Consider the following 18,544-nt stretch of genomic DNA (forward strand, 5'->3'; position numbering starts at 1 on the left):
GAAAGCGGGGCGGGCGGCGCGCGTCAGCCGCCGATGTACGACATTTCGACGCGCTTGCCGGCGCCGTCGGGCGCGGCCTCGGCGGCCGCGCTGCCGCGCAGCTGCGAGTAGCGGTCGGTGCGGGCCTGCCAGATCCGGGCGATCGCGGTCGCGATCTCGGCGTCGCTCGCGCCGCCGCGCACCAGTGCGCGCAGGTCATGGCCGGTCGACGCGAACAGGCACAGGTACAGCTTGCCTTCGGTCGACAGCCGCGCGCGCGTGCAGTCGCCGCAGAATGCCTGCGTCACGCTCGAGATCACGCCGATTTCGCCGCTGCCGTCCGCGTAGCCCCAGCGCTGCGCGGTTTCCGCCGCCGTGTGCGGCTCGAGCGGCACGAGCGGGAACTGCTCGGCGATCCGTGCGACGACGTCCGCGGACGGCAACACTTCGGTCATGTTCCAGCCGTTCGACGTGCCGACGTCCATGTATTCGATGAAGCGCAGGATCACGCCGGTGCCGCGGAAGCGCTCGGCCATCGGCAGGATCTCGCCGTCGTTGGTGCCGCGCTTCACGACCATGTTGACTTTGACCGGCGCGAGGCCCGCGGCCTGCGCGGCGAAGATGCCGTCGAGCACGTCGGCGCTCGCGAAGTCGGCATCGTTCATGCGCTTGAACAGCGTGTCGTCGAGCGCGTCGAGGCTGACCGTCACGCGTGTGAGGCCGGCATCCTTCAGCGCGCGCGCCTTGCGCGCGAGCAGTGAGCCGTTGGTGGTCAGCGTCAGGTCGAGCGGGCGGCCGTCGTGGGTCGTCAGGCGCGCGAGGCGCTCGATCAGGAATTCGAGGTTCTTGCGCAGCAGCGGCTCGCCGCCGGTGATCCGGATCTTTTCGACGCCGTGTGCGACGAACAGCCGTGCCACGCGCTCGATCTCTTCGTGCGTGAGCAGGGCGCTGTGCGGCAGGAACGGGTAGTCCTTGTCGAACACGTCCCGCGGCATGCAGTACACGCAACGGAAGTTGCAGCGATCCGTCACCGAGATGCGCAGGTCGCGCAGCGGCCTGGCGAACGTGTCGGCCAGGGCGCCGTCAGGGGTATGCGCGACGCCGGAGATATCCGGCATCCCGCTGACGTCGGCGAGGGGAATGATGCGTCGGGACATGTTGAAAGAAGCGCGAGCCAGTCTTCTATTTTAGCCGCAAGCGGCCGGCCGGGCCGGTGGGCGGAAACCCGCAGCGCGGACATGAAAAAGCCCGCCGGAGGCGGGCTTTTCCTGGTCGGGCGATGCGCCGCTTAATGGTGCGACGTCTCGACCTGCTGCATCGGGGTCGTATCGACCGGCGGCAGCGCCTTGCGCTCGCGCGGCACGCGGGCCGGACGCGGCAGGCGCGACGCGGCTTCCTGGGCAGCGCGGAACTTGTCGGCATCCGTGTTCACCCACACGAGGCCGGCTTGTTCCAGCACGACGTCGAGGCTCGCCGAAGCGGGCGCAGCGGCCGGTTCAACCGGCGCCGGCGCGGGCGCGGCAACGGCTTCGACCGGGGCCGGTTCGACCTGAGCCGGTTCGACGGCTGCCGGCGCGACCGGTGCCGGAGCGACTTCAACCGCGGCGACCGGTGCCGGTGCGGCTTGCTCGACGGGCGCGGACTGCGGCGCTTCGACGACAGCCGGCACTTCGAACGCATCGGTCGGCGACACCGCGACCGGTGCCGGGCCGGCTTCCGGAGCAGCGGCCGGCGCGACCGGTACCGATTCGGCGACCGGTGCGACCGGGGCGGGCTCGATCGGCGCGACCGGCGTCGCTTCGACGCGAACCGGTGCCGGTTGCGGCTCGACCGCGGCCGGCTCGACCGCTTCGGCGCGCTGTTCGACTGCGGCCTCGGCTACCACGGCGCCCGCTGAGGCGACCGCTGCCACGGCGACCGGTGCGGCCGTATGGGCCGGCTCGACCGCGCGCGGGGCTTCCGTCGTCACAGCTTGCACGGCTTCGCCGTCCGCGCCTTGCTCGGCGTGGTCGACGACTGCGCCTTCGTCCTCGCGCTCGCGACGACCGCCGCGGCGACCGCGGCGGCGGCGACGACGTTCCTCGCCGTCACGTGCGCCGGCTTCCGCGTCGGCTGCGACATCGGCGCCCGGCAGGGCGACGGCTGCGGCCTGGTCGGCTTCCGCTTCCGGATGGTTCTCGCCACGGGTGACGGTCTCGAGCGTAGCCGCGTGTTGCGTCGGCTTGCGGCGCTCACCGCGCTCGCGACGTTCGCCGCGTTCCTGGCGCTCGCCGCGGCCGGCTGCCTCGACGGCTTCCGGCTGCTCGGTGCGCTCGCGCGGTTCGCGGTTCTCGCGCGGTTCGCGCGGCTCACGGCTTTCACGCGGCTCGCGCGGTTCGCGGCCTTCGCGCGGGCCACGGCCCTCGCGACCTTCGCGGCCCTCACGACCTTCACGACCTTCACGACCTTCACGACCTTCACGACCTTCACGACCTTCACGACCTTCACGGCCTTCACGCGGTTCGCGACCCTCGCGCGGTTCACGCGGCTCGCGCGCTTCCTTGCCTTCGCGCTCCTGGCGTTGCGACTGGCCACGGCCTGCCGCTGCCTGGTCGCGACCACCCTGAGCCTGCTGGGCGCCGCCACGACGATTGCGGTTGCGATCGCCGCCGCGCTGCTCGGTCTTCTCGGTCCGCTCGCGGGCCGGACGGGCAGCCTGTTCCTTGGCCGGTGCCGGTGCGACCGGCGCGGGCGCCGGAGCCGGCGACATGCCGAACAGACCCTTCAGCCAGCCGATGAAGCCGCCGCTCGCCGCGGCGACCGGTGCGGGTGCCGCAACCGGCTCGACCGGGCGCTGCGGTGCCGGGCTCGGCGCCGGACGCTCGGGCGTGATGCCCTTGACCGCCGCTTCCTGCTTCGGCTTCACGTCGGCCGCGCGCTTGCTGTAGCCGGTTTCCGACTCCAGTTCGCGGGCGGCTTCCTCGGCCATCTTCCAGGACGCGCGCGGATCGTCGAGGCGCGCGTCGTCATGGCGCAGGCGCTCGAGCTTGTAGTGCGGCGTATCGAGGTGCTTGTTCGGGATCAGCACGATGCCGACCTTGAAGCGCGACTCGATCTTGTTGATTTCCTGACGCTTTTCGTTGAGCAGGAAGGCGGTCACCTCGACCGGCACCTGGCAATGGATCGCCGCGGTGTTTTCCTTCATCGCTTCTTCCTGAATGATCCGCAGGACTTGCAGCGCGGACGATTCGGTATCGCGGATGTGGCCCGTGCCGTTACAGCGCGGGCACGTCACGTGGCTGCCTTCCGACAGGGCCGGACGCAGGCGCTGGCGCGACAGTTCCATCAGGCCGAAGCGGGAGATCTTGCCCATCTGCACGCGCGCACGGTCGTGCTTGAGCGCGTCCTTCAGGCGTTGCTCGACTTCGCGCTGGCTCTTCGCCGACTCCATGTCGATGAAGTCGATCACGATCAGGCCGCCGAGGTCGCGCAGGCGCAGCTGGCGGGCCACTTCATCGGCCGCTTCGAGGTTCGTGCGGGTCGCCGTTTCCTCGATGTCCGCGCCCTTGGTCGCACGCGCCGAGTTCACGTCGATCGCGACGAGCGCCTCGGTGTGGTCGATCACGATCGCGCCTCCCGACGGCAGCGGCACCGTGCGCGAGTACGCGGTCTCGATCTGGTGCTCGATCTGGAAGCGGGAGAAGAGCGGCACGTCGTCGTGGTAGCGCTTCACCTTCGACACGTTGTCCGGCATCACGATGTCCATGAACGCACGGGCCTGATCGTAGATCTCGGTCGTGTCGATCAGGATTTCGCCGATATCGGGCTGGAAATAGTCCCGGATCGCGCGGATCACGAGGCTCGATTCCAGATAGATCAGCATCGGCTGGCCGGCATTGCCGCTTTGCGACGCCGCTTCGATCGCGCGCCACAGCTGCAGCAGGTAGTTCAGGTCCCACTGCAGTTCCTCGGCGCTGCGGCCGATGCCCGCAGTGCGGGCGATCATGCTCATGCCGTCCGGAATCTGCAGCTGCGCCATGGTTTCGCGCAGTTCCTGACGCTCGTCGCCTTCGATCCGGCGCGACACGCCGCCGCCGCGCGGATTGTTCGGCATCAGCACGAGGTAGCGGCCGGCGAGCGAGATGAAGGTCGTGAGGGCGGCGCCCTTGTTGCCGCGCTCTTCCTTCTCGACCTGGACGATCAGCTCCTGACCTTCGCGCAGGGCATCCTGGATGCGCGCGGAGCGCATGTCGATGCCTTCCTTGAAGTACTGGCGGGCGACTTCCTTGAACGGCAGGAAGCCGTGGCGGTCTTCGCCGTAGTTGACGAAGCACGCTTCGAGCGACGGCTCGATGCGCGTGATGACACCTTTGTAGATATTGCCTTTGCGCTGTTCGCGCCCGGCTGTCTCGATGTCGATGTCGATGAGCTTTTGCCCATCGACGATGGCGACGCGCAGCTCCTCCTGCTGCGTCGCATTGAACAGCATGCGTTTCATGAACGACTCCAGGCGGCTCTGCTGCCGGCGCCTCGCGGTTGTCAGTCGCGAGGGCGGGAACGACGGCAGGCCGCGCCTTGTTGTGTTGTCACAAGCACGCTGGAGCGGGAAGGATGGCGGGGAGAATTGCCTGAAGAGGCGCTTGGGCCCGAAAGACGGGGCCGGCGGCCATAGGGCACCTGCGAACACGGCTTCAAAGCACGGCGTCCACACACCGCACGCTGCGAAAGCGCGCTAAGCCTGAGACCGGGGCACTGCCACGGGGCACGCGCAATGCGTCGCGCGCGCCGACGGGCGGCAGATGCTGCGGCTTGGGCCGCAGCGGGGAGTATCGAATCCAGCCCGACTTTCCCGCCTGGGGTGTACTTCCCTGGTTTGACGTCGCCAAGCCCCGCACGCTTCGCGGGGCCAAATCGGGCGCAACGCCGTAATTTTCGCAACCGGCAGCCTGCGGACGCACCTCGCGCCGTCGGGCTGCCGATCAAATTCTTTTCAACCAACTTTCCGTTACCGCGGCGCCTGGTCGACCGAATCCGCCTGTGGGCGCGATCCTTGCCGACGGCCGGCGCCGTGCGTGCAACTTGCTGCATCTCTTTGATTAGGGGCGAGCAGCAGACCCCCGGCGCAAGTAAAATAACGGTTTGCGCTTGCGCCTTGCCCGATTCCGTCGGGACCGGCCTGTCAGGCCACCCTCAACGTCAGGCTGGGCAAAATTATATTCAGTATGAATGAGTTAGGCAAAATATCCCAGAATTCAGTCGCAAGCGGCCAGGTATCGATGATCCAGATCGACGAAAACTCGGCCGGTCAGCGGATCGACAACTTCCTGTTGCGCGTCTGTAAAGGCGTGCCCAAAAGCCATATTTACCGGATCCTGCGCAGCGGCGAAGTCCGCGTGAACAAGGGTCGGGTCGACGCCCAGTACCGTCTCGCGTTCGGCGACCTCGTCCGCGTGCCGCCCGTGCGGGTGGCGGCGGCCGACCTCGCGCGTGCCGACACGCCGATCGTGCCTCCCGCGCAGTTCGAGGTGCTGTACGAAGACGACGCGCTGCTCGTCATCAACAAGCCGGCCGGCGTCGCCGTGCACGGCGGCAGCGGCGTCGCGTTCGGCGTGATCGAGCAGATGCGCCAGGCCCGCCCGCGCGCGAAATTCCTCGAACTCGTGCACCGGCTCGACCGCGAGACCTCCGGGATCCTGATGCTCGCGAAGAAGCGCACGGCGCTCGTCGGCCTGCACGAGCAGATCCGCGAGAACCGGATGGACAAGCGCTACTTCGCGTGCGGACACGGCGAATGGCAGCCCGACTGGGGCCGCCGTCGCGTGGTGAAGGCCCCGCTGTTCAAGTATTCGACCCCGGAAGGGGAGCGGCGCGTGCGCGTGCAGGACGATGGCCTGCCGTCGCACACGGTGTTCAACCTGATCGAGCGCTGGCCGGACTACGCGCTGGTTGAAGCGGAACTCAAAACAGGTCGGACCCATCAGATCCGGGTGCACCTCGCGCATCTCGGCCTGCCGATCGCCGGCGACGCCAAGTATGGCGATTTCGCACTGAACAAGGCGCTGGCGCGCGCGAACGCGCAACCGTCGCTCAAGCGGATGTTCCTGCATGCGCACCGGCTCAAGCTCGCGCATCCGCTGACCGGCGAGGCGTTGCAGTTCGATGCGCCGCTGCCGGACGAATGCCGGCGCTTCCTCGATCAACTCAGCGCTCTGCGCGATACCGCCTGACTCGCATGGCCCGACAGCAATTTGATCTGATCGTCTTCGACTGGGACGGCACGCTGATGGATTCGACTGCGCACATCGCGCACAGCATCCAGGCCGCCTGCCGTGATCTCGGCCTGCCCGCGCCGTCGGACGAGGCGTCCCGCTACGTCATCGGCCTCGGCCTGCGCGATGCACTGCAGATTACTGCTCCGACCCTCGATCCGTCCGACTATCCGCGGCTGGCCGAACGCTACCGCTATCACTACCTGCTGGACGATCAGCGCATTGAGCTGTTCGCCGGCGTGCGCGAACTGCTCGCGGAATTGCGCGATACCGGCTACCTGCTCGCGGTCGCGACCGGCAAGGGCAGGGTCGGGCTGAACCGCGTGCTCGACCAGTCGAAGCTCACGAGCCTGTTCGATGCGACGCGCTGCGCCGACGAAACGTTCTCGAAGCCGCATCCGGCAATGCTGCACGAACTGACCCGTGAATTGGGGCAGGATCTCGCGCGTACCGTGATGATCGGCGACACCACGCACGACCTGCAGATGGCCGCGAGTGCGGGGGCGGCCGGCATCGGCGTCGCGTACGGCGCGCACACGGCCGATGCGCTGGCCGCGCTGACACCGCGCTTCGTCGCGCCGGACGTCGGCGCACTGGCCGCGTGGCTGCGGGAGCACGCATGAGCGCGGCGCCGGATGCCGTGCGCGTGTGCGCATCGGACGCGCTGGCCGACGGCGGTGCCGGCGTGCGCGTCGATGCGACGCTGCGCGGCGAGCAGGCGGTCGTGTTCTTCGTGCGCTACGAAGGCCGTGCATACGGCTACCTGAACCGCTGTGCGCACGTGCCGATGGAGCTCGACTGGGCCGAAGGGCAGTTCTTCGAGTCGTCGGGCCTGTACCTGATGTGCGCGACGCACGGCGCGATCTACGCGCCGGATACCGGCAAGTGCGTCGGCGGCCCGTGCCGTGGCGGCCGCCTGCGGCCGGTCGAGGTCGACGAGCGCGACACGCCGGACGGGCGTGCGGTATTCTGGGTACCGGATGCTGACCTGGGTCCCGCCGCTCCACCCCCTCCCGCCACGACCGACTGACGACACCACTGCATGGCCGACCAACCGAACCTTCCTGATTCCTCGTCCCGTCCCGACAGCCGCGAACCGAACTGGGAGCGCGCGGCGCTCGAGCGGATCGCGCTTGCGGCCGTCAAGGAACAGCGCGCCGCGCGGCGCTGGAAGATCTTCTTCCGCTTCGCGTTCCTCGGCGTGTTCGTGCTGCTCGCGTTCGCGCTGATCGATTTCTCGAGCGACTCGAAATTCTCGGCGAGCGGGCGCCACACGGCGCTCGTGACGATCGACGGCGAGATCGCGGCGGGCACCAACGCGAACGCCGACGACATCAACACGGCGCTGGATACTGCTTTCGACGACAGCGGCACGGCCGGCGTCGTGCTGCGGATCAACAGCCCGGGCGGCAGCCCGGTGCAGGCCGGGATGGTCTACGACGAGATCCGCCGGCTGCGCAAGAAGTATCCGGACAAGCCGTTGTACGTCGTCGTGACCGACATGTGCGCATCGGGCGGTTATTACATTGCGTCCGCCGCCGACAAGATCTTCGTCGACAAGGCGAGCATCGTCGGCTCGATCGGCGTGCTGATGGACGGGTTCGGCTTCACGGGCCTGATGGGCAAGCTCGGCGTCGATCGCCGCCTGCATACGTCGGGCGAAAACAAGGGCTTCTACGACCCGTTCTCGCCCGAGACGCCGAAGATGGATGCCCACGCGCAGGCGCTGCTCGACCAGGTCCATGCGCAGTTCATCAAGGCCGTGAAGGACGGCCGCGGCAAGCGGCTGCACGAAACGCCCGACATGTTCTCGGGCTTGTTCTGGACCGGCGAAAAGAGCGTCGAGCTCGGGCTCGCCGACGGCTACGGCACGACCGACACGGTCGCGCGCGACGTGCTGAAGGCGCCGGATCTCGTCGACTATACGGTGAAGGAAAGCCTGACGAACCGCGTCGCGCGCAAGTTCGGCGCGGCGGTCGGCGGTGCCGCGATGAAGGCGCTCACCGCGGGCGGCACGTCGTTCAGCCTGCGCTGAGCGGCGGCCAGCCGGCGCCGCGGCGAACGGGGCAGGGCGCCCCGGGTCGCGCGGCCGCCGGCTTCAGTTCGCGAGCAGCAGGAAGATGGCGGGGCGCTTCTGCAGATTCGGCGCAGGCGTCTTTTTCCAGTCCGCCACGGAGCGGCTGGCGATCGTCTCGGTCTCGAGGGTCAGGTCGGCCGCGACGCAGATCTGCGTCGACGGCGCGCAGGTCGCGATCAGCGTATCCAGCATCGCCTGGTTCCGGTACGGCGTCTCGATGAAGATCTGCGTCTGGCGCGCCTTGCGTGACAGTTGCTCAAGTTCGCGCAAGCGCTTCGCACGCGCGGCCGCATCGACCGGCAGGTAGCCGTTGAACGCGAAACTCTGGCCGTTCAGGCCCGACGCCATCAACGCGAGCAGGATCGAACTCGGCCCGACGAGCGGCACGACCTTCACGCCGCGCTCGTGCGCGCGGCGCACCAGCAGCGCGCCCGGATCGGCGACGGCCGGGCAGCCGGCCTCCGACACGAGGCCGGCGTCCGCGCCGGCCAGTATGGGCGCGAGCAGCCGGTCGATGGCGCCGGCCGGCGTATTGACGTTCAGTTCGCTGATCTCGATTTCCTGGATCGGCCGCGTCGTGCCGATCTTCTTCAGGAACGCGCGGGTCGTTTTCGCGTTTTCGCCGATGTAATAGCCGAGTGTGCCGGCGCGCGCCTGCACGGCGGCGGGCAGCACGGCGGCGAGCATCGATGCGTCGCCCTCGCCGAGCGTGTTCGGGACGAGATAGAGCGTGCCGGCGGTCATGCGCGGTCTCCTTGGGGTGCGGCGAACAGCGGATAACCGACGGCGCGCAGCATCCGCGTGAGCGCGATCAGCGGCAGGCCGACGAGCGCCGTCGGGTCGTCGGAGTCGATGGCATCCAGCAGCGCGATGCCGAGCCCTTCGGACTTCGCGCTGCCGGCGACGTCGTACGGCGTTTCCGCGCGCAGGTACGCATCGAGTTCGGCCTCGGGCAGCGAGCGAAAGCGCACGTGCGTGACGACGTCCTCGCTCTGCGTTTCGCCGGTGCGGCTGTCGTACAGGCTGAGCGCGCTGTGGAATTCGACGTCGCGGCCCTGCATCGACAGCAGCTGCGCGAGCGCGCGCTCGTGCGTGCCGGGCTTGCCGATCTGGTGGCCGTCGAACGTCGCGACCTGGTCCGACCCGATCACGAGCACGCCGTCCGGTGCGTCGATCGTCGCGGCGACCGCGCGCGCCTTCGCACCGGCGAGGCGCAGCGCGGTCGCGGCCGGCGCTTCGCCCGCGAGCGGAGTTTCGTCGAGGTCGGGCGACACGACGTCGAACGGCAGGCCGAGGCGCTCGAGGAGCGCGCGGCGGTAGCGAGAACTGGAGGCGAGAATCAGCCGCGGCGGGCGGCAAACGGTATCCGGCATGGTCGGTTGGGTCGGTGAGTCGTCGGGTGTGGCGCGGTGTTGCAAGGGCGCAAGCATAAGTGATTGACCGCAAAAGGTAAAACAGGTATGCTTTCCCGCTTTTCGTCGGCAGGCTTTCCGCAGTGGTGGCGCCTGCCGGGTCTTCGGAAGTAAAGTACGTAATCGTGCGAGGCGTACGCGGCGTAGATCGCGCACGTGTGCGGCGCCAGGTGAGCAGCGCCAGCAAGCCGGATCCCGCAAGTCAGCCTGTAGGCAGGAGCGCAACATGAACACTTCTTCTGGCAAGCCTGCGGCAGCGCTTGATCCGCACGCGGTCGACCTGTTCGAATTCGCCCGCAGCGGGCGGCAGGCAGCGGGTGCCGTGCGCCTGTCGCAACTGCCGCGCATGCTGAACGAAGTGCCGGCGGACGCGCCCGATCGCGACACGGTCTTCACGTGGCAGGCCGAAGGGTTCACCCAGAAGGAGTTGCAGGACGACGGCGCCGATGGGCAGCAGCCGTATCTGCGCCTCGCGGTGCACGGCCATGCGTGGCTCACGTGTCAGCGCTGCATGACCCCGTACGACCAGACGTTCGACGTCGACATGACGTACCGGGTCGTTGCGACCGAAGAAGAAGCTGAAGAATTTCCGCTCGACGACGATGAAGCCGATGTGATCGTGGGCTCACGCCAGTTCGATCTCGTCGACTTGATCGAAGAGGAATTGCTGCTTTCGTTGCCGCTCGTGCCCAAGCACGAGGTTTGCCCGGCAGTTCACGAAAGCCTCGTGTCGGGTGCGAGCGGTCCTTCGGAAGACGCGGACGACGAGTCCGCCGAAGACGAGGACGAAGGCAAACGGCCGAATCCGTTCGCAGCGCTGGAAGCGCTGAAGAAGGACGGGGACGGCAGCAAGAAACACTAAGCAGTTGTGGCGCGGGAAGGCGTAAGGGCTTTGGGCCAGGGTAGTTAAGCGCCGGATCGGGCTGTGTTAGAATCCGGAAAATTATTTAGGAGTTAGTCATGGCAGTCCAGCAAAACAAGAAGTCGCCGTCGAAGCGCGGCATGCATCGTTCGCACGATTTCCTGACGGCAGCGCCGCTGGCAGTCGAGCCGAGCACGGGTGAAGTGCACCTGCGTCACCACGTCAGCCCGAACGGCTACTATCGCGGCAAGAAAGTCGTCAAGACGAAGAACGACTAAGCGTCAAGTCACGCGTTGCGCGCTACGATCGCCGTTCGCGTGACAACTGGTTCGCTTGACACTTTCCTGGCGCAACAAAAAGGCGGCATTCAACTGCCGCTTTTTTGTGCCTGAAATTCGTCGCATTCCATGACCGTAAAGCTCACAATCGATTGCATGGGAGGCGACCACGGCCCGTCCGTGACCGTTCCCGCGGCAGTCAAGTTCGTCCGCGCGCATCCCGATGCGCACCTGATGCTCGTCGGCATCGAAAGCGCGATCCGCGCGCAGCTGAAAAAGCTGAAAGCCCTCGACGATCCCGCGCTGACCATCGTGCCCGCCACCGAAGTCGTGGCGATGGACGACCCTGTCGAAGTGGCGCTGCGCAAGAAGAAGGATTCTTCGATGCGTGTCGCGCTCAACCACGTCAAGGAAGGCGCGGCCCAGGCCTGTATTTCCGCCGGCAACACCGGCGCGCTGATGGCCGTTTCCCGTTATGTGCTCAAGACGCTGCCCGGCATCGAGCGGCCCGCGATCGCGTTCGCGCTGCCGAACCCGACCGGCTACACGATGATGCTGGACCTCGGCGCGAACGTCGACTGCGAGCCGCAGCACCTGCTGCAGTTCGCGGAGATGGGGCACGCGCTCGTCGCCGCGCTCGAAGGCAAGGAGCGTCCGACGATCGGCCTGCTGAACATCGGCGAAGAGGTCATCAAGGGCAACGAGACCATCAAGCGCGCCGGCGAACTGCTGCGCGCCAGCACGCTGAATTTCCGTGGCAACGTCGAAGGCAACGACATCTACAGAGGCACGGTCGACGTGATCGTCTGCGACGGCTTCGTCGGCAACGTCGCGCTGAAGACGTCCGAAGGGCTCGCGCAGATGCTGTCCGACATCATCCGCGAGGAGTTCGGCCGTTCGCTGATGTCAAAGCTGATGGCGCTGCTCGCGCTGCCGGTGCTGATGCGCTTCAAGAAGCGCGTCGATCACCGCCAGTACAACGGCGCGGCGCTGCTGGGGCTGAAGAGCCTCGTGATCAAAAGCCACGGTTCGGCCGACGCCTACGCGTTTGAGTGGGCGATCAAACGGGGTTATGATGCCGTCAAAAACGGCGTGCTGGAGCGCCTCACGCGTGCGATGGCGGACAATTCGGTGTCGCTCGGCGACGGCGAACACGACGCGGGCGGCGCAGGCCCGACGAGCCCGGCCGCAGGCCACCACGCCGAACCTTCCGCTGCGCAATCCTCTAAAGCATAAATGGCCCAATCGACTCTCTATTCCCGCGTGCTCGGCACGGGCAGCTACCTGCCGCCCGACCGGGTCACGAACCAGCAGCTCGCCGACCGTCTCGCGAAGGAAGGCATCGAGACGAGCGATGAGTGGATCGTTGCGCGCACGGGCATCCATGCGCGCCATTTCGCCGCACCGGACGTCACGACGAGCGATCTCGCGCTTGAAGCGGCGCGCCGTGCGATCGAGGCGGCCGATATCGATCCGCAGTCGATCGACCTGATCATCGTCGCGACTTCGACCCCCGATTTCGTGTTCCCCAGCACGGCTTGCCTGCTGCAGAACAAGCTCGGCATCAAGAACGGCGGCGCGGCATTCGACGTGCAGGCCGTGTGCTCGGGCTTCGCCTATGCGATGGCGACGGCCGACAGCTTCATCCGCAGCGGCCAGCACCGCACGGCGCTCATCGTCGGCGCGGAGACGTTCTCGCGCATTCTCGATTTCAAGGACCGCACGACCTGCGTGCTGTTCGGCGACGGCGCGGGCGCGGTGATCCTGTCCGCATCGGAAGAGCCGGGCGTGCTCGGCAGCGCGCTGCACGCGGACGGCAGCTATTCGAACATCCTCTGCACGCCGGGCAACGTCAATCGCGGTGTGATCGACGGCAGCGCGTTCCTGTACATGGATGGGCAGGCCGTGTTCAAGCTCGCGGTCAACGTACTCGAAAAGGTCGCGATCGAGGCGCTCGCCAAGGCGAATCTCGCGCCCGAGCAGGTCGACTGGCTGATTCCGCACCAGGCCAACATCCGCATCATGACCAGCACCTGCCGCAAGCTCGGCCTGCCGCAGGAGCGCATGGTCGTGACGGTCGACCAGCACGGCAACACGTCGGCTGCGTCGATCCCGCTGGCGCTCGACGCCGCGGTGCGCGACGGCCGCATCCAGCGCGGTCAGCACGTGCTGATCGAAGGCGTCGGCGGCGGCTTCACGTGGGGCGCGTCCGTCTTCCGCTACTGATCCGCGGCGCGCAATTGCTGCGCGCGGATCCCGAACCGGCGCGCCGTTCGTGCGCGCCGTCCGAATCGATTCAATTGGGGACGATATGAAATTCGCATTCGTTTTTCCGGGGCAGGGCTCGCAGTCGGTCGGCATGCTCAACGCATTCGCCGATCTCGCCGTCGTGCGCGAGACGCTCCAGGAAGCATCCGATGCACTCAATCTGGATCTCGGCAAGCTGATCGCCGAAGGTCCGGCCGAAGAGCTGAATCTGACCACCAACACGCAGCCTGTGATGCTGACGGCCGCCTACGCGTGCTATCGCGCATGGCAGCAGGCCGGCGGTCCGGCACCGTCGATCGTCGCGGGCCACAGCCTCGGCGAATACACGGCGCTCGTCGCCGCGGGCGCGATCGCGTTCAAGGACGCGGTGCCGCTCGTGCGCTTCCGCGCGCAGGCGATGCAGACGGCCGTGCCGGTCGGCCAGGGCGGCATGGCGGCGATCCTGGGTCTCGATGACGACACGGTGCGCGCGGTGTGCGCCGAAGCCGCGGAAGCGGGCATCGTCGAAGCGGTGAACTTCAACGCGCCGGCGCAGGTCGTGATCGCGGGCGCGAAGGCGGCCGTGGAGAAGGCCTGCGAGATCGCGAAGGCGAAGGGCGCGAAACGCGCGCTGCCGCTGCCGGTATCGGCGCCGTTCCATTCGTCGCTGCTCAAGCCGGCATCGGACCAGTTGCGCGACTATCTGGCAAACGTCGACGTGAAGGCGCCGCAGATTCCGGTCGTCAACAACATCGACGTCGCGGTGGTCAGCGATCCGGCCGCAATCAAGGACGCGCTGGTGCGCCAGGCCGCAGGCCCGGTGCGCTGGGTCGAATGCGTGCAGCACATCGCGGGCACGGGCGTCACGCACGTGATCGAATGCGGTCCGGGCAAGGTGCTGGCAGGCCTGACGAAGCGCATCGACGGCAACCTGGTCGGCGCATCGGTGTTCGATCCGGCTTCGCTCGACGAAGCACTGAAGCTGGCGACCGCCTGACGCGGCGCCTTTCCTCAAGAGACGGATATTCGATTCATGGAAAAGACTCTCGATAAACAGGTCGCGATCGTGACCGGCGCATCGCGCGGCATCGGCCGGGCGATCGCGCTCGAACTCGCGCGCCTGGGCGCGACGGTGATCGGCACGGCGACGAGCGAATCGGGCGCCGCCGCGATTACCGCCGGGTTCGCGGAAGCGGGCGTGACGGGCCGCGGCGCGGTGCTGAACGTCAACGACGCGGCGGCGGCCGAAGCGCTGATCGACGCGACCGTGAAGGAATTCGGCGCGCTCCACGTGCTCGTCAACAACGCGGGGATCACGCAGGACCAGCTCGCGATGCGGATGAAGGACGAGGACTGGGACGCGGTGATCGACACCAACCTGAAGTCGGTGTTCCGCCTGTCGCGCGCGGTGCTGCGCCCGATGATGAAGGCCCGCGGCGGCCGCATCATCAACATCACGTCGGTGGTCGGCTCGGCCGGCAACCCGGGCCAGGTCAACTACGCGGCCGCGAAGGCCGGCGTCGCGGGCATGACGCGTGCGCTGGCACGTGAAATCGGCAGCCGTGGCATCACGGTGAACTGCGTCGCGCCGGGCTTCATCGACACCGACATGACGAAGACGCTGCCGGAAGAACAGCAGGCCGCGCTCAAGACCCAGATTCCGCTCGGCCGCCTCGGCAGCCCGGCAGACATCGCCCATGCCGTCGCGTTCCTCGCATCGCCGCAGGCCGGTTATATCACCGGCACGACGCTGCACGTGAACGGCGGCATGTACATGTCGTAACGGTTTTCGTTTACCATCCGCGCCGTATCCCGTTTTTCAGGCGGATCGGTGCTTGATCGACCATCAAGCCAACGCGCGTTTTGCCGTCAGCAAACCTGATAAAATGCGCGCACTTGTAAATCTGAACTTTCCCTCGGAGGGGTAATGGATAACATCGAACAACGTGTCAAGAAGATCGTCGCTGAGCAACTGGGCGTCGCGGAAGCCGAGATCAAGAACGAAGCATCGTTCGTGAACGATCTGGGCGCGGATTCGCTCGACACGGTCGAACTGGTGATGGCTCTGGAAGACGAGTTCGGCATGGAAATCCCGGACGAAGAAGCAGAGAAGATCACGACCGTTCAGCAAGCGATCGACTACGCTCGCGCAAACGTCAAGGCGTAAGCGCCTTTCGCGCTTGTCCGCCACGTCGCCGCGATCTTCGCGATTGACGCGCCATCCTGCCGGCTTCGTGCCGGACGGACTAACAGCCACAGGGCTCGCAGGGCTGGTTCCTGTGGCCACTGTGGCTTTTGTTTTTGTCATCCAATAATGGAAAAGAGGTTACCGTGAGCCGCCGTCGTGTTGTTGTTACAGGCCTGGGGCTGATTTCGCCTGTTGGCAATAATGTTGCCGACGGCTGGGCCAATCTCGTCGCCGGCAAGTCCGGTATCGCCACCGTCACGAAGTTCGATGCGTCGAACCTCGCCTGCCATTTCGCGGGCGAAGTGAAGGGTTTCAGCGCCGAGGAGTACATCCCGGCGAAGGAAGCCCGCAACATGGATACGTTTATCCATTACGGCATCGCAGCCGGCGTCCAGGCGATCCGGGACAGCGGCCTCGAAGTGAACGAAGCCAATGCGGAACGCATCGGCGTGCTGGTCGGCTCCGGTATCGGCGGCCTGCCGATGATCGAAGACACGCACCAGACCTACGTCGATCGCGGCCCGCGCCGGATTTCGCCGTTCTTCGTGCCGGGTTCGATCATCAACATGATCTCGGGTCACCTGAGCATCATGTTCGGCCTGAAGGGCCCGAACCTCGCGGCCGTGACGGCCTGCACGACCGGTCTGCACAGCATCGGCCTCGCGGCGCGCCTGATCCAGGCCGGCGACGCCGACGTGATGGTCGCGGGCGGCGCCGAATCGACGGTGTCGCCGCTGGGCATCGGCGGTTTCGCGGCCGCGCGCGCGCTGTCGACCCGCAACGACGATCCGGCCACCGCGTCCCGTCCGTGGGACAAGGACCGCGACGGCTTCGTGCTGGGCGAGGGTGCAGGCGTGATGGTGCTCGAGGAATACGAGGCGGCGAAGGCACGCGGCGCGAAGATCTATGCGGAAGTCTCGGGCTTCGGCATGACGGGCGATGCGTACCACATGACCGCGCCGAACATGGACGGTCCGCGCCGCTGCATGGTCGCGGCACTGCGCGACGCCGGCGTGAACGCGGACGAGGTCCAGTACCTGAACGCGCACGGCACGTCGACGCAGCTCGGCGACAAGAACGAGTCCGATGCGGTGAAGGCGGCATTCGGCGAGCACGCGTACAAGCTCGTGGTGAACTCGACGAAGTCGATGACGGGTCACCTGCTGGGTGGCGCGGGCGGCCTCGAGTCGGTGTTCACGGTGCTGGCGCTGCACAACAACGTGTCGCCGCCGACCATCAACATCTTCAACCAGGACCCCGAGTGCGATCTCGACTACTGCGCGAACACCGCGCGTGACATGAAGATCGACGTGGCCGTGAAGAACAACTTCGGCTTCGGCGGTACCAACGGCACGCTGGTGTTCAAGCGCGTCTGACGCTGAAATCGCTTGACGAGTCCATTCGATGCTCCGGCCGGGCGTCCGCAATGCTTTGCATTGCGGGCCTCGGCCGTGTCGTATGTGGTGCTGGCCGCGTTCGTCGCGGCGGCGGCCGCCTCCGCGTACCTGTTCTGGGCGCCGCGGGCCGGTGCCGCTGCCGGCGCGTGGGTGTCGGCGGCGACGGCCGCACTGCTTGCCGTGTGCGCCGCGCGGGCCTGTGCCCGCCGGCTGCCGGCCGAGTTGCGGATCGATGCATTCGGGGAGATTGCGGCGTTTGGCCGCACCGGGCGCTTGCTGGCCCGGGGCCGCGTGACGGGCCATGCACACTGGAGCAGCCTGCTGCTCGTGCTGTCGGTCGGGCAGGGCGCCCGGCGCGCGCGGCCGTTGCTGATCCCGGCCGATGCGCTCGACGCCGCGTCGTTCAGCGCGCTGTCCGTGCTGGCGCGTACCGCGGGCACGGCGGGGCGGGCATGACGGCGGCACGGTTACCAGCCGTAACCAGCGGCCGGCGCCGGAACGCTACAATAACGCTCCGCGTTGCATCCCTAGTTAACGGATTTGTCAGGTGAGTGAAAAAGAAATCGATCAGGCTCTGGTCGAGCGCGTACAGAAAGGCGACAAGGCAGCGTTCGAACTCCTGGTCTCCAAATACCACCGCAAGATCATTCGGCTGATCTCGCGCCTCGTGCGGGATCCCGCCGAGGTCGAGGATGTGGCCCAGGACGCGTTCATCAAGGCGTATCGTGCGCTGCCCCAATTTCGCGGCGAGTCGGCGTTCTACACGTGGTTGTACCGGATTGCCGTCAATACGGCGAAGAACTACCTTGCGACGCAGGGCCGGCGGGCACCGACCTCCACCGAGGCCGATGCCGAGGAAGCGGAAACTTTCTCCGACGCAGACCAACTAAGGGATATCAACACGCCTGAGTCGATGTTGATGAGCAAGCAGATTGCCGAGACGGTCAACGCTGCAATGGCCGTCCTGCCCGAAGAGCTGCGCCAGGCGATTACGCTGCGCGAGATCGAGGGCTTGAGCTACGAAGAGATCGCGGAAATGATGGATTGTCCGATCGGGACGGTCCGGTCGCGGATCTTCCGGGCGCGCGAGGCAATCGCTGCGAAATTGCGTCCGCTGCTCGATACGCCCGAAGGCAAGCGCTGGTAAGCGCGACGGGCGCAACGACGCGGGTCGGGGTCTATTACGGATAGAGTCGTGAAATCACGACGGGGTGTGTGCAAGATGGGGAGCATCATGGGGTCGGTCAATACGCAGTCGCAAGCGTGCTCGCGCAGCGAGCGCCTTTCCGCTCTGGTCGACGGTGAACTGTTCGACGGCCCGGATCACGGGCAGTTTCTGGCTGAGCTCGACCGCGCGGATCGCGCTGCGTGGGCCCATTACCACCTGATCGGCGACGCGCTGCGCTCGGACGAGCTCGCGCTGTCGCCCGCGCTGAGCGTCGCGTTCACCGCGCGCATGTCCGCCGCGCTCGAAAGCGAGCCGCACCTGCTCGCGCCGGCCGCCGCGCCGGTCGCGCGCAAGCTGCTGTCGCTGCGCCGGCGTGTCGTGCCCGCGTTCGCGGTGGCCGCCGCGGCAGCCACGCTGACGTGGATCGTCGTCCCGCAGATGCAGACGGCCGGTGTGCCGGGCGCCGTCCAGGTCGCATCGGCAGGCGCGCCGCAAGGCGGCAACCTGCAGCGCGTGACGGTTGCACAGGCATCCGCGCAGCCGGGCCTGCAGGACGTCAACATCATCCGCGACGCAAGTCTCGACCAATACCTTGAAGCGCATCAGCAATTCGCGCAGCAGCCCGTCGTCACGGGCTCGATGCCGCTGATCCGCGCTGCCGTGACCACCACGCCAGGCCAATAAACCC

At 67.1% G+C, this 18,544-nt stretch carries 19 protein-coding genes; 15 read left to right on the forward strand and 4 right to left on the reverse strand.

From position 1 onward, the window contains the following. Positions 1 to 23: 23 nt before the first annotated feature. The gene (gene moaA / locus U4012_RS10960) at positions 24 to 1,136 is read right to left on the reverse strand and encodes a GTP 3',8-cyclase MoaA (protein WP_321798396.1); all 1,113 of its coding nucleotides are present in this window, start codon (positions 1,134 to 1,136) and stop codon (positions 24 to 26) included. A gap of 131 nt (positions 1,137 to 1,267) precedes the next feature. Continuing rightward, complete coding sequence (locus tag U4012_RS10965; protein ID WP_321798399.1) at positions 1,268 to 4,456, reverse strand: Rne/Rng family ribonuclease; 3,189 nt, start codon at positions 4,454 to 4,456, stop codon at positions 1,268 to 1,270. A gap of 724 nt (positions 4,457 to 5,180) precedes the next feature. On the opposite strand from U4012_RS10965, the gene U4012_RS10970 reads away from it, so the two are divergent. Genes U4012_RS10970 through U4012_RS10985 form a run of 4 tightly spaced genes read left to right on the forward strand, consistent with a single transcriptional unit; the run spans position 5,181 to position 8,262 of the window. After that, positions 5,181 to 6,185, forward strand: coding sequence for an RluA family pseudouridine synthase (locus tag U4012_RS10970; protein WP_321798401.1), 1,005 nt, complete (start codon positions 5,181 to 5,183; stop codon positions 6,183 to 6,185). Between the two features lie 5 nt (positions 6,186 to 6,190). Next, the gene (locus U4012_RS10975) at positions 6,191 to 6,850 is read left to right on the forward strand and encodes an HAD-IA family hydrolase (protein WP_321798403.1); all 660 of its coding nucleotides are present in this window, start codon (positions 6,191 to 6,193) and stop codon (positions 6,848 to 6,850) included. Further along, positions 6,847 to 7,257: a Rieske (2Fe-2S) protein gene (locus U4012_RS10980; RefSeq protein ID WP_321798405.1), complete on the forward strand. Its 411-nt coding sequence runs from the start codon at positions 6,847 to 6,849 to the stop codon at positions 7,255 to 7,257. The genes U4012_RS10975 and U4012_RS10980 overlap by 4 nt, the downstream gene beginning before the upstream one ends. 12 nt (positions 7,258 to 7,269) lie before the next feature. Then, positions 7,270 to 8,262, forward strand: coding sequence for a S49 family peptidase (locus U4012_RS10985; RefSeq protein WP_044844780.1), 993 nt, complete (start codon positions 7,270 to 7,272; stop codon positions 8,260 to 8,262). A gap of 63 nt (positions 8,263 to 8,325) precedes the next feature. Here the strand turns inward: U4012_RS10985 and U4012_RS10990 are convergent, their stop codons facing one another. Beyond that, the gene (locus U4012_RS10990; RefSeq protein WP_257767826.1) at positions 8,326 to 9,048 is read right to left on the reverse strand and encodes an SAM-dependent methyltransferase; all 723 of its coding nucleotides are present in this window, start codon (positions 9,046 to 9,048) and stop codon (positions 8,326 to 8,328) included. Further along, a complete protein-coding gene (locus U4012_RS10995) occupies positions 9,045 to 9,677 on the reverse strand; it encodes a Maf-like protein (RefSeq protein ID WP_124487459.1) in 633 nt (210 codons plus the stop codon). The genes U4012_RS10990 and U4012_RS10995 overlap by 4 nt, the downstream gene beginning before the upstream one ends. A gap of 265 nt (positions 9,678 to 9,942) precedes the next feature. On the opposite strand from U4012_RS10995, the gene U4012_RS11000 reads away from it, so the two are divergent. The 11 genes from U4012_RS11000 to U4012_RS11050 all read left to right on the forward strand — a co-directional run bounded on the left by U4012_RS11000 (position 9,943) and on the right by U4012_RS11050 (position 18,540). Next, the gene (locus U4012_RS11000; RefSeq protein WP_044844777.1) at positions 9,943 to 10,578 is read left to right on the forward strand and encodes a YceD family protein; all 636 of its coding nucleotides are present in this window, start codon (positions 9,943 to 9,945) and stop codon (positions 10,576 to 10,578) included. Positions 10,579 to 10,676: 98 nt separating this feature from the next. Beyond that, positions 10,677 to 10,856, forward strand: a complete 180-nt coding sequence (rpmF, locus tag U4012_RS11005) for a 50S ribosomal protein L32 (RefSeq protein WP_006051932.1) — start codon at positions 10,677 to 10,679, stop codon at positions 10,854 to 10,856. A gap of 129 nt (positions 10,857 to 10,985) precedes the next feature. Continuing rightward, positions 10,986 to 12,092: a phosphate acyltransferase PlsX gene (gene plsX / locus U4012_RS11010; protein ID WP_321798411.1), complete on the forward strand. Its 1,107-nt coding sequence runs from the start codon at positions 10,986 to 10,988 to the stop codon at positions 12,090 to 12,092. Continuing rightward, positions 12,093 to 13,082: a beta-ketoacyl-ACP synthase III gene (locus U4012_RS11015; RefSeq protein WP_044844775.1), complete on the forward strand. Its 990-nt coding sequence runs from the start codon at positions 12,093 to 12,095 to the stop codon at positions 13,080 to 13,082. Between the two features lie 85 nt (positions 13,083 to 13,167). Continuing rightward, complete coding sequence (gene fabD, locus U4012_RS11020; RefSeq protein WP_321798413.1) at positions 13,168 to 14,100, forward strand: ACP S-malonyltransferase; 933 nt, start codon at positions 13,168 to 13,170, stop codon at positions 14,098 to 14,100. 36 nt (positions 14,101 to 14,136) lie between these two features. Beyond that, positions 14,137 to 14,886 (forward strand): 3-oxoacyl-ACP reductase FabG, encoded by a 750-nt coding sequence (gene fabG / locus U4012_RS11025; RefSeq protein WP_044844773.1) that lies wholly within the window; start codon positions 14,137 to 14,139, stop codon positions 14,884 to 14,886. Between the two features lie 144 nt (positions 14,887 to 15,030). Continuing rightward, the gene (gene acpP, locus U4012_RS11030) at positions 15,031 to 15,270 is read left to right on the forward strand and encodes an acyl carrier protein (protein ID WP_004197638.1); all 240 of its coding nucleotides are present in this window, start codon (positions 15,031 to 15,033) and stop codon (positions 15,268 to 15,270) included. A gap of 164 nt (positions 15,271 to 15,434) precedes the next feature. Continuing rightward, on the forward strand, positions 15,435 to 16,667 hold the full coding sequence (fabF, locus tag U4012_RS11035; protein WP_044844772.1) for a beta-ketoacyl-ACP synthase II: 1,233 nt from the start codon (positions 15,435 to 15,437) through the stop codon (positions 16,665 to 16,667). A 12-nt stretch (positions 16,668 to 16,679) separates the two neighbouring features. Beyond that, entirely contained in the window at positions 16,680 to 17,144 is a 465-nt protein-coding gene (locus U4012_RS11040) for a hypothetical protein (RefSeq protein ID WP_321798415.1), read from the forward strand. 91 nt (positions 17,145 to 17,235) lie between these two features. Next, a complete protein-coding gene (gene rpoE / locus U4012_RS11045; protein WP_006752490.1) occupies positions 17,236 to 17,835 on the forward strand; it encodes an RNA polymerase sigma factor RpoE in 600 nt (199 codons plus the stop codon). Between the two features lie 87 nt (positions 17,836 to 17,922). Continuing rightward, a complete protein-coding gene (locus U4012_RS11050; RefSeq protein ID WP_321798558.1) occupies positions 17,923 to 18,540 on the forward strand; it encodes a sigma-E factor negative regulatory protein in 618 nt (205 codons plus the stop codon). The last annotated feature ends 4 nt before the right edge of the window (positions 18,541 to 18,544 follow it).

It is taken from the genome of Burkholderia sp. BCC1988, assembly GCF_905339895.1.
Lineage (GTDB): Bacteria > Pseudomonadota > Gammaproteobacteria > Burkholderiales > Burkholderiaceae > Burkholderia.

Excerpts from the sequence above, each read along its gene's own strand:
- moaA (WP_321798396.1), bottom strand. The coding sequence starts at position 1,136 with ATGTCCCGACGCATCATTCCCCTCGCCGACGTCAGCGGGATGCCGGAT.
- U4012_RS10965 (WP_321798399.1), bottom strand. The coding sequence starts at position 4,456 with ATGAAACGCATGCTGTTCAATGCGACGCAGCAGGAGGAGCTGCGCGTC.
- U4012_RS10970 (WP_321798401.1), top strand. The coding sequence starts at position 5,181 with ATGAATGAGTTAGGCAAAATATCCCAGAATTCAGTCGCAAGCGGCCAG.
- U4012_RS10975 (WP_321798403.1), top strand. The coding sequence starts at position 6,191 with ATGGCCCGACAGCAATTTGATCTGATCGTCTTCGACTGGGACGGCACG.
- U4012_RS10980 (WP_321798405.1), top strand. The coding sequence starts at position 6,847 with ATGAGCGCGGCGCCGGATGCCGTGCGCGTGTGCGCATCGGACGCGCTG.
- U4012_RS10985 (WP_044844780.1), top strand. The coding sequence starts at position 7,270 with ATGGCCGACCAACCGAACCTTCCTGATTCCTCGTCCCGTCCCGACAGC.
- U4012_RS10990 (WP_257767826.1), bottom strand. The coding sequence starts at position 9,048 with ATGACCGCCGGCACGCTCTATCTCGTCCCGAACACGCTCGGCGAGGGC.
- U4012_RS10995 (WP_124487459.1), bottom strand. The coding sequence starts at position 9,677 with ATGCCGGATACCGTTTGCCGCCCGCCGCGGCTGATTCTCGCCTCCAGT.
- U4012_RS11000 (WP_044844777.1), top strand. The coding sequence starts at position 9,943 with ATGAACACTTCTTCTGGCAAGCCTGCGGCAGCGCTTGATCCGCACGCG.
- rpmF (WP_006051932.1), top strand. The coding sequence starts at position 10,677 with ATGGCAGTCCAGCAAAACAAGAAGTCGCCGTCGAAGCGCGGCATGCAT.
- plsX (WP_321798411.1), top strand. The coding sequence starts at position 10,986 with ATGACCGTAAAGCTCACAATCGATTGCATGGGAGGCGACCACGGCCCG.
- U4012_RS11015 (WP_044844775.1), top strand. The coding sequence starts at position 12,093 with ATGGCCCAATCGACTCTCTATTCCCGCGTGCTCGGCACGGGCAGCTAC.
- fabD (WP_321798413.1), top strand. The coding sequence starts at position 13,168 with ATGAAATTCGCATTCGTTTTTCCGGGGCAGGGCTCGCAGTCGGTCGGC.
- fabG (WP_044844773.1), top strand. The coding sequence starts at position 14,137 with ATGGAAAAGACTCTCGATAAACAGGTCGCGATCGTGACCGGCGCATCG.
- acpP (WP_004197638.1), top strand. The coding sequence starts at position 15,031 with ATGGATAACATCGAACAACGTGTCAAGAAGATCGTCGCTGAGCAACTG.
- U4012_RS11050 (WP_321798558.1), top strand. The coding sequence starts at position 17,923 with ATGGGGTCGGTCAATACGCAGTCGCAAGCGTGCTCGCGCAGCGAGCGC.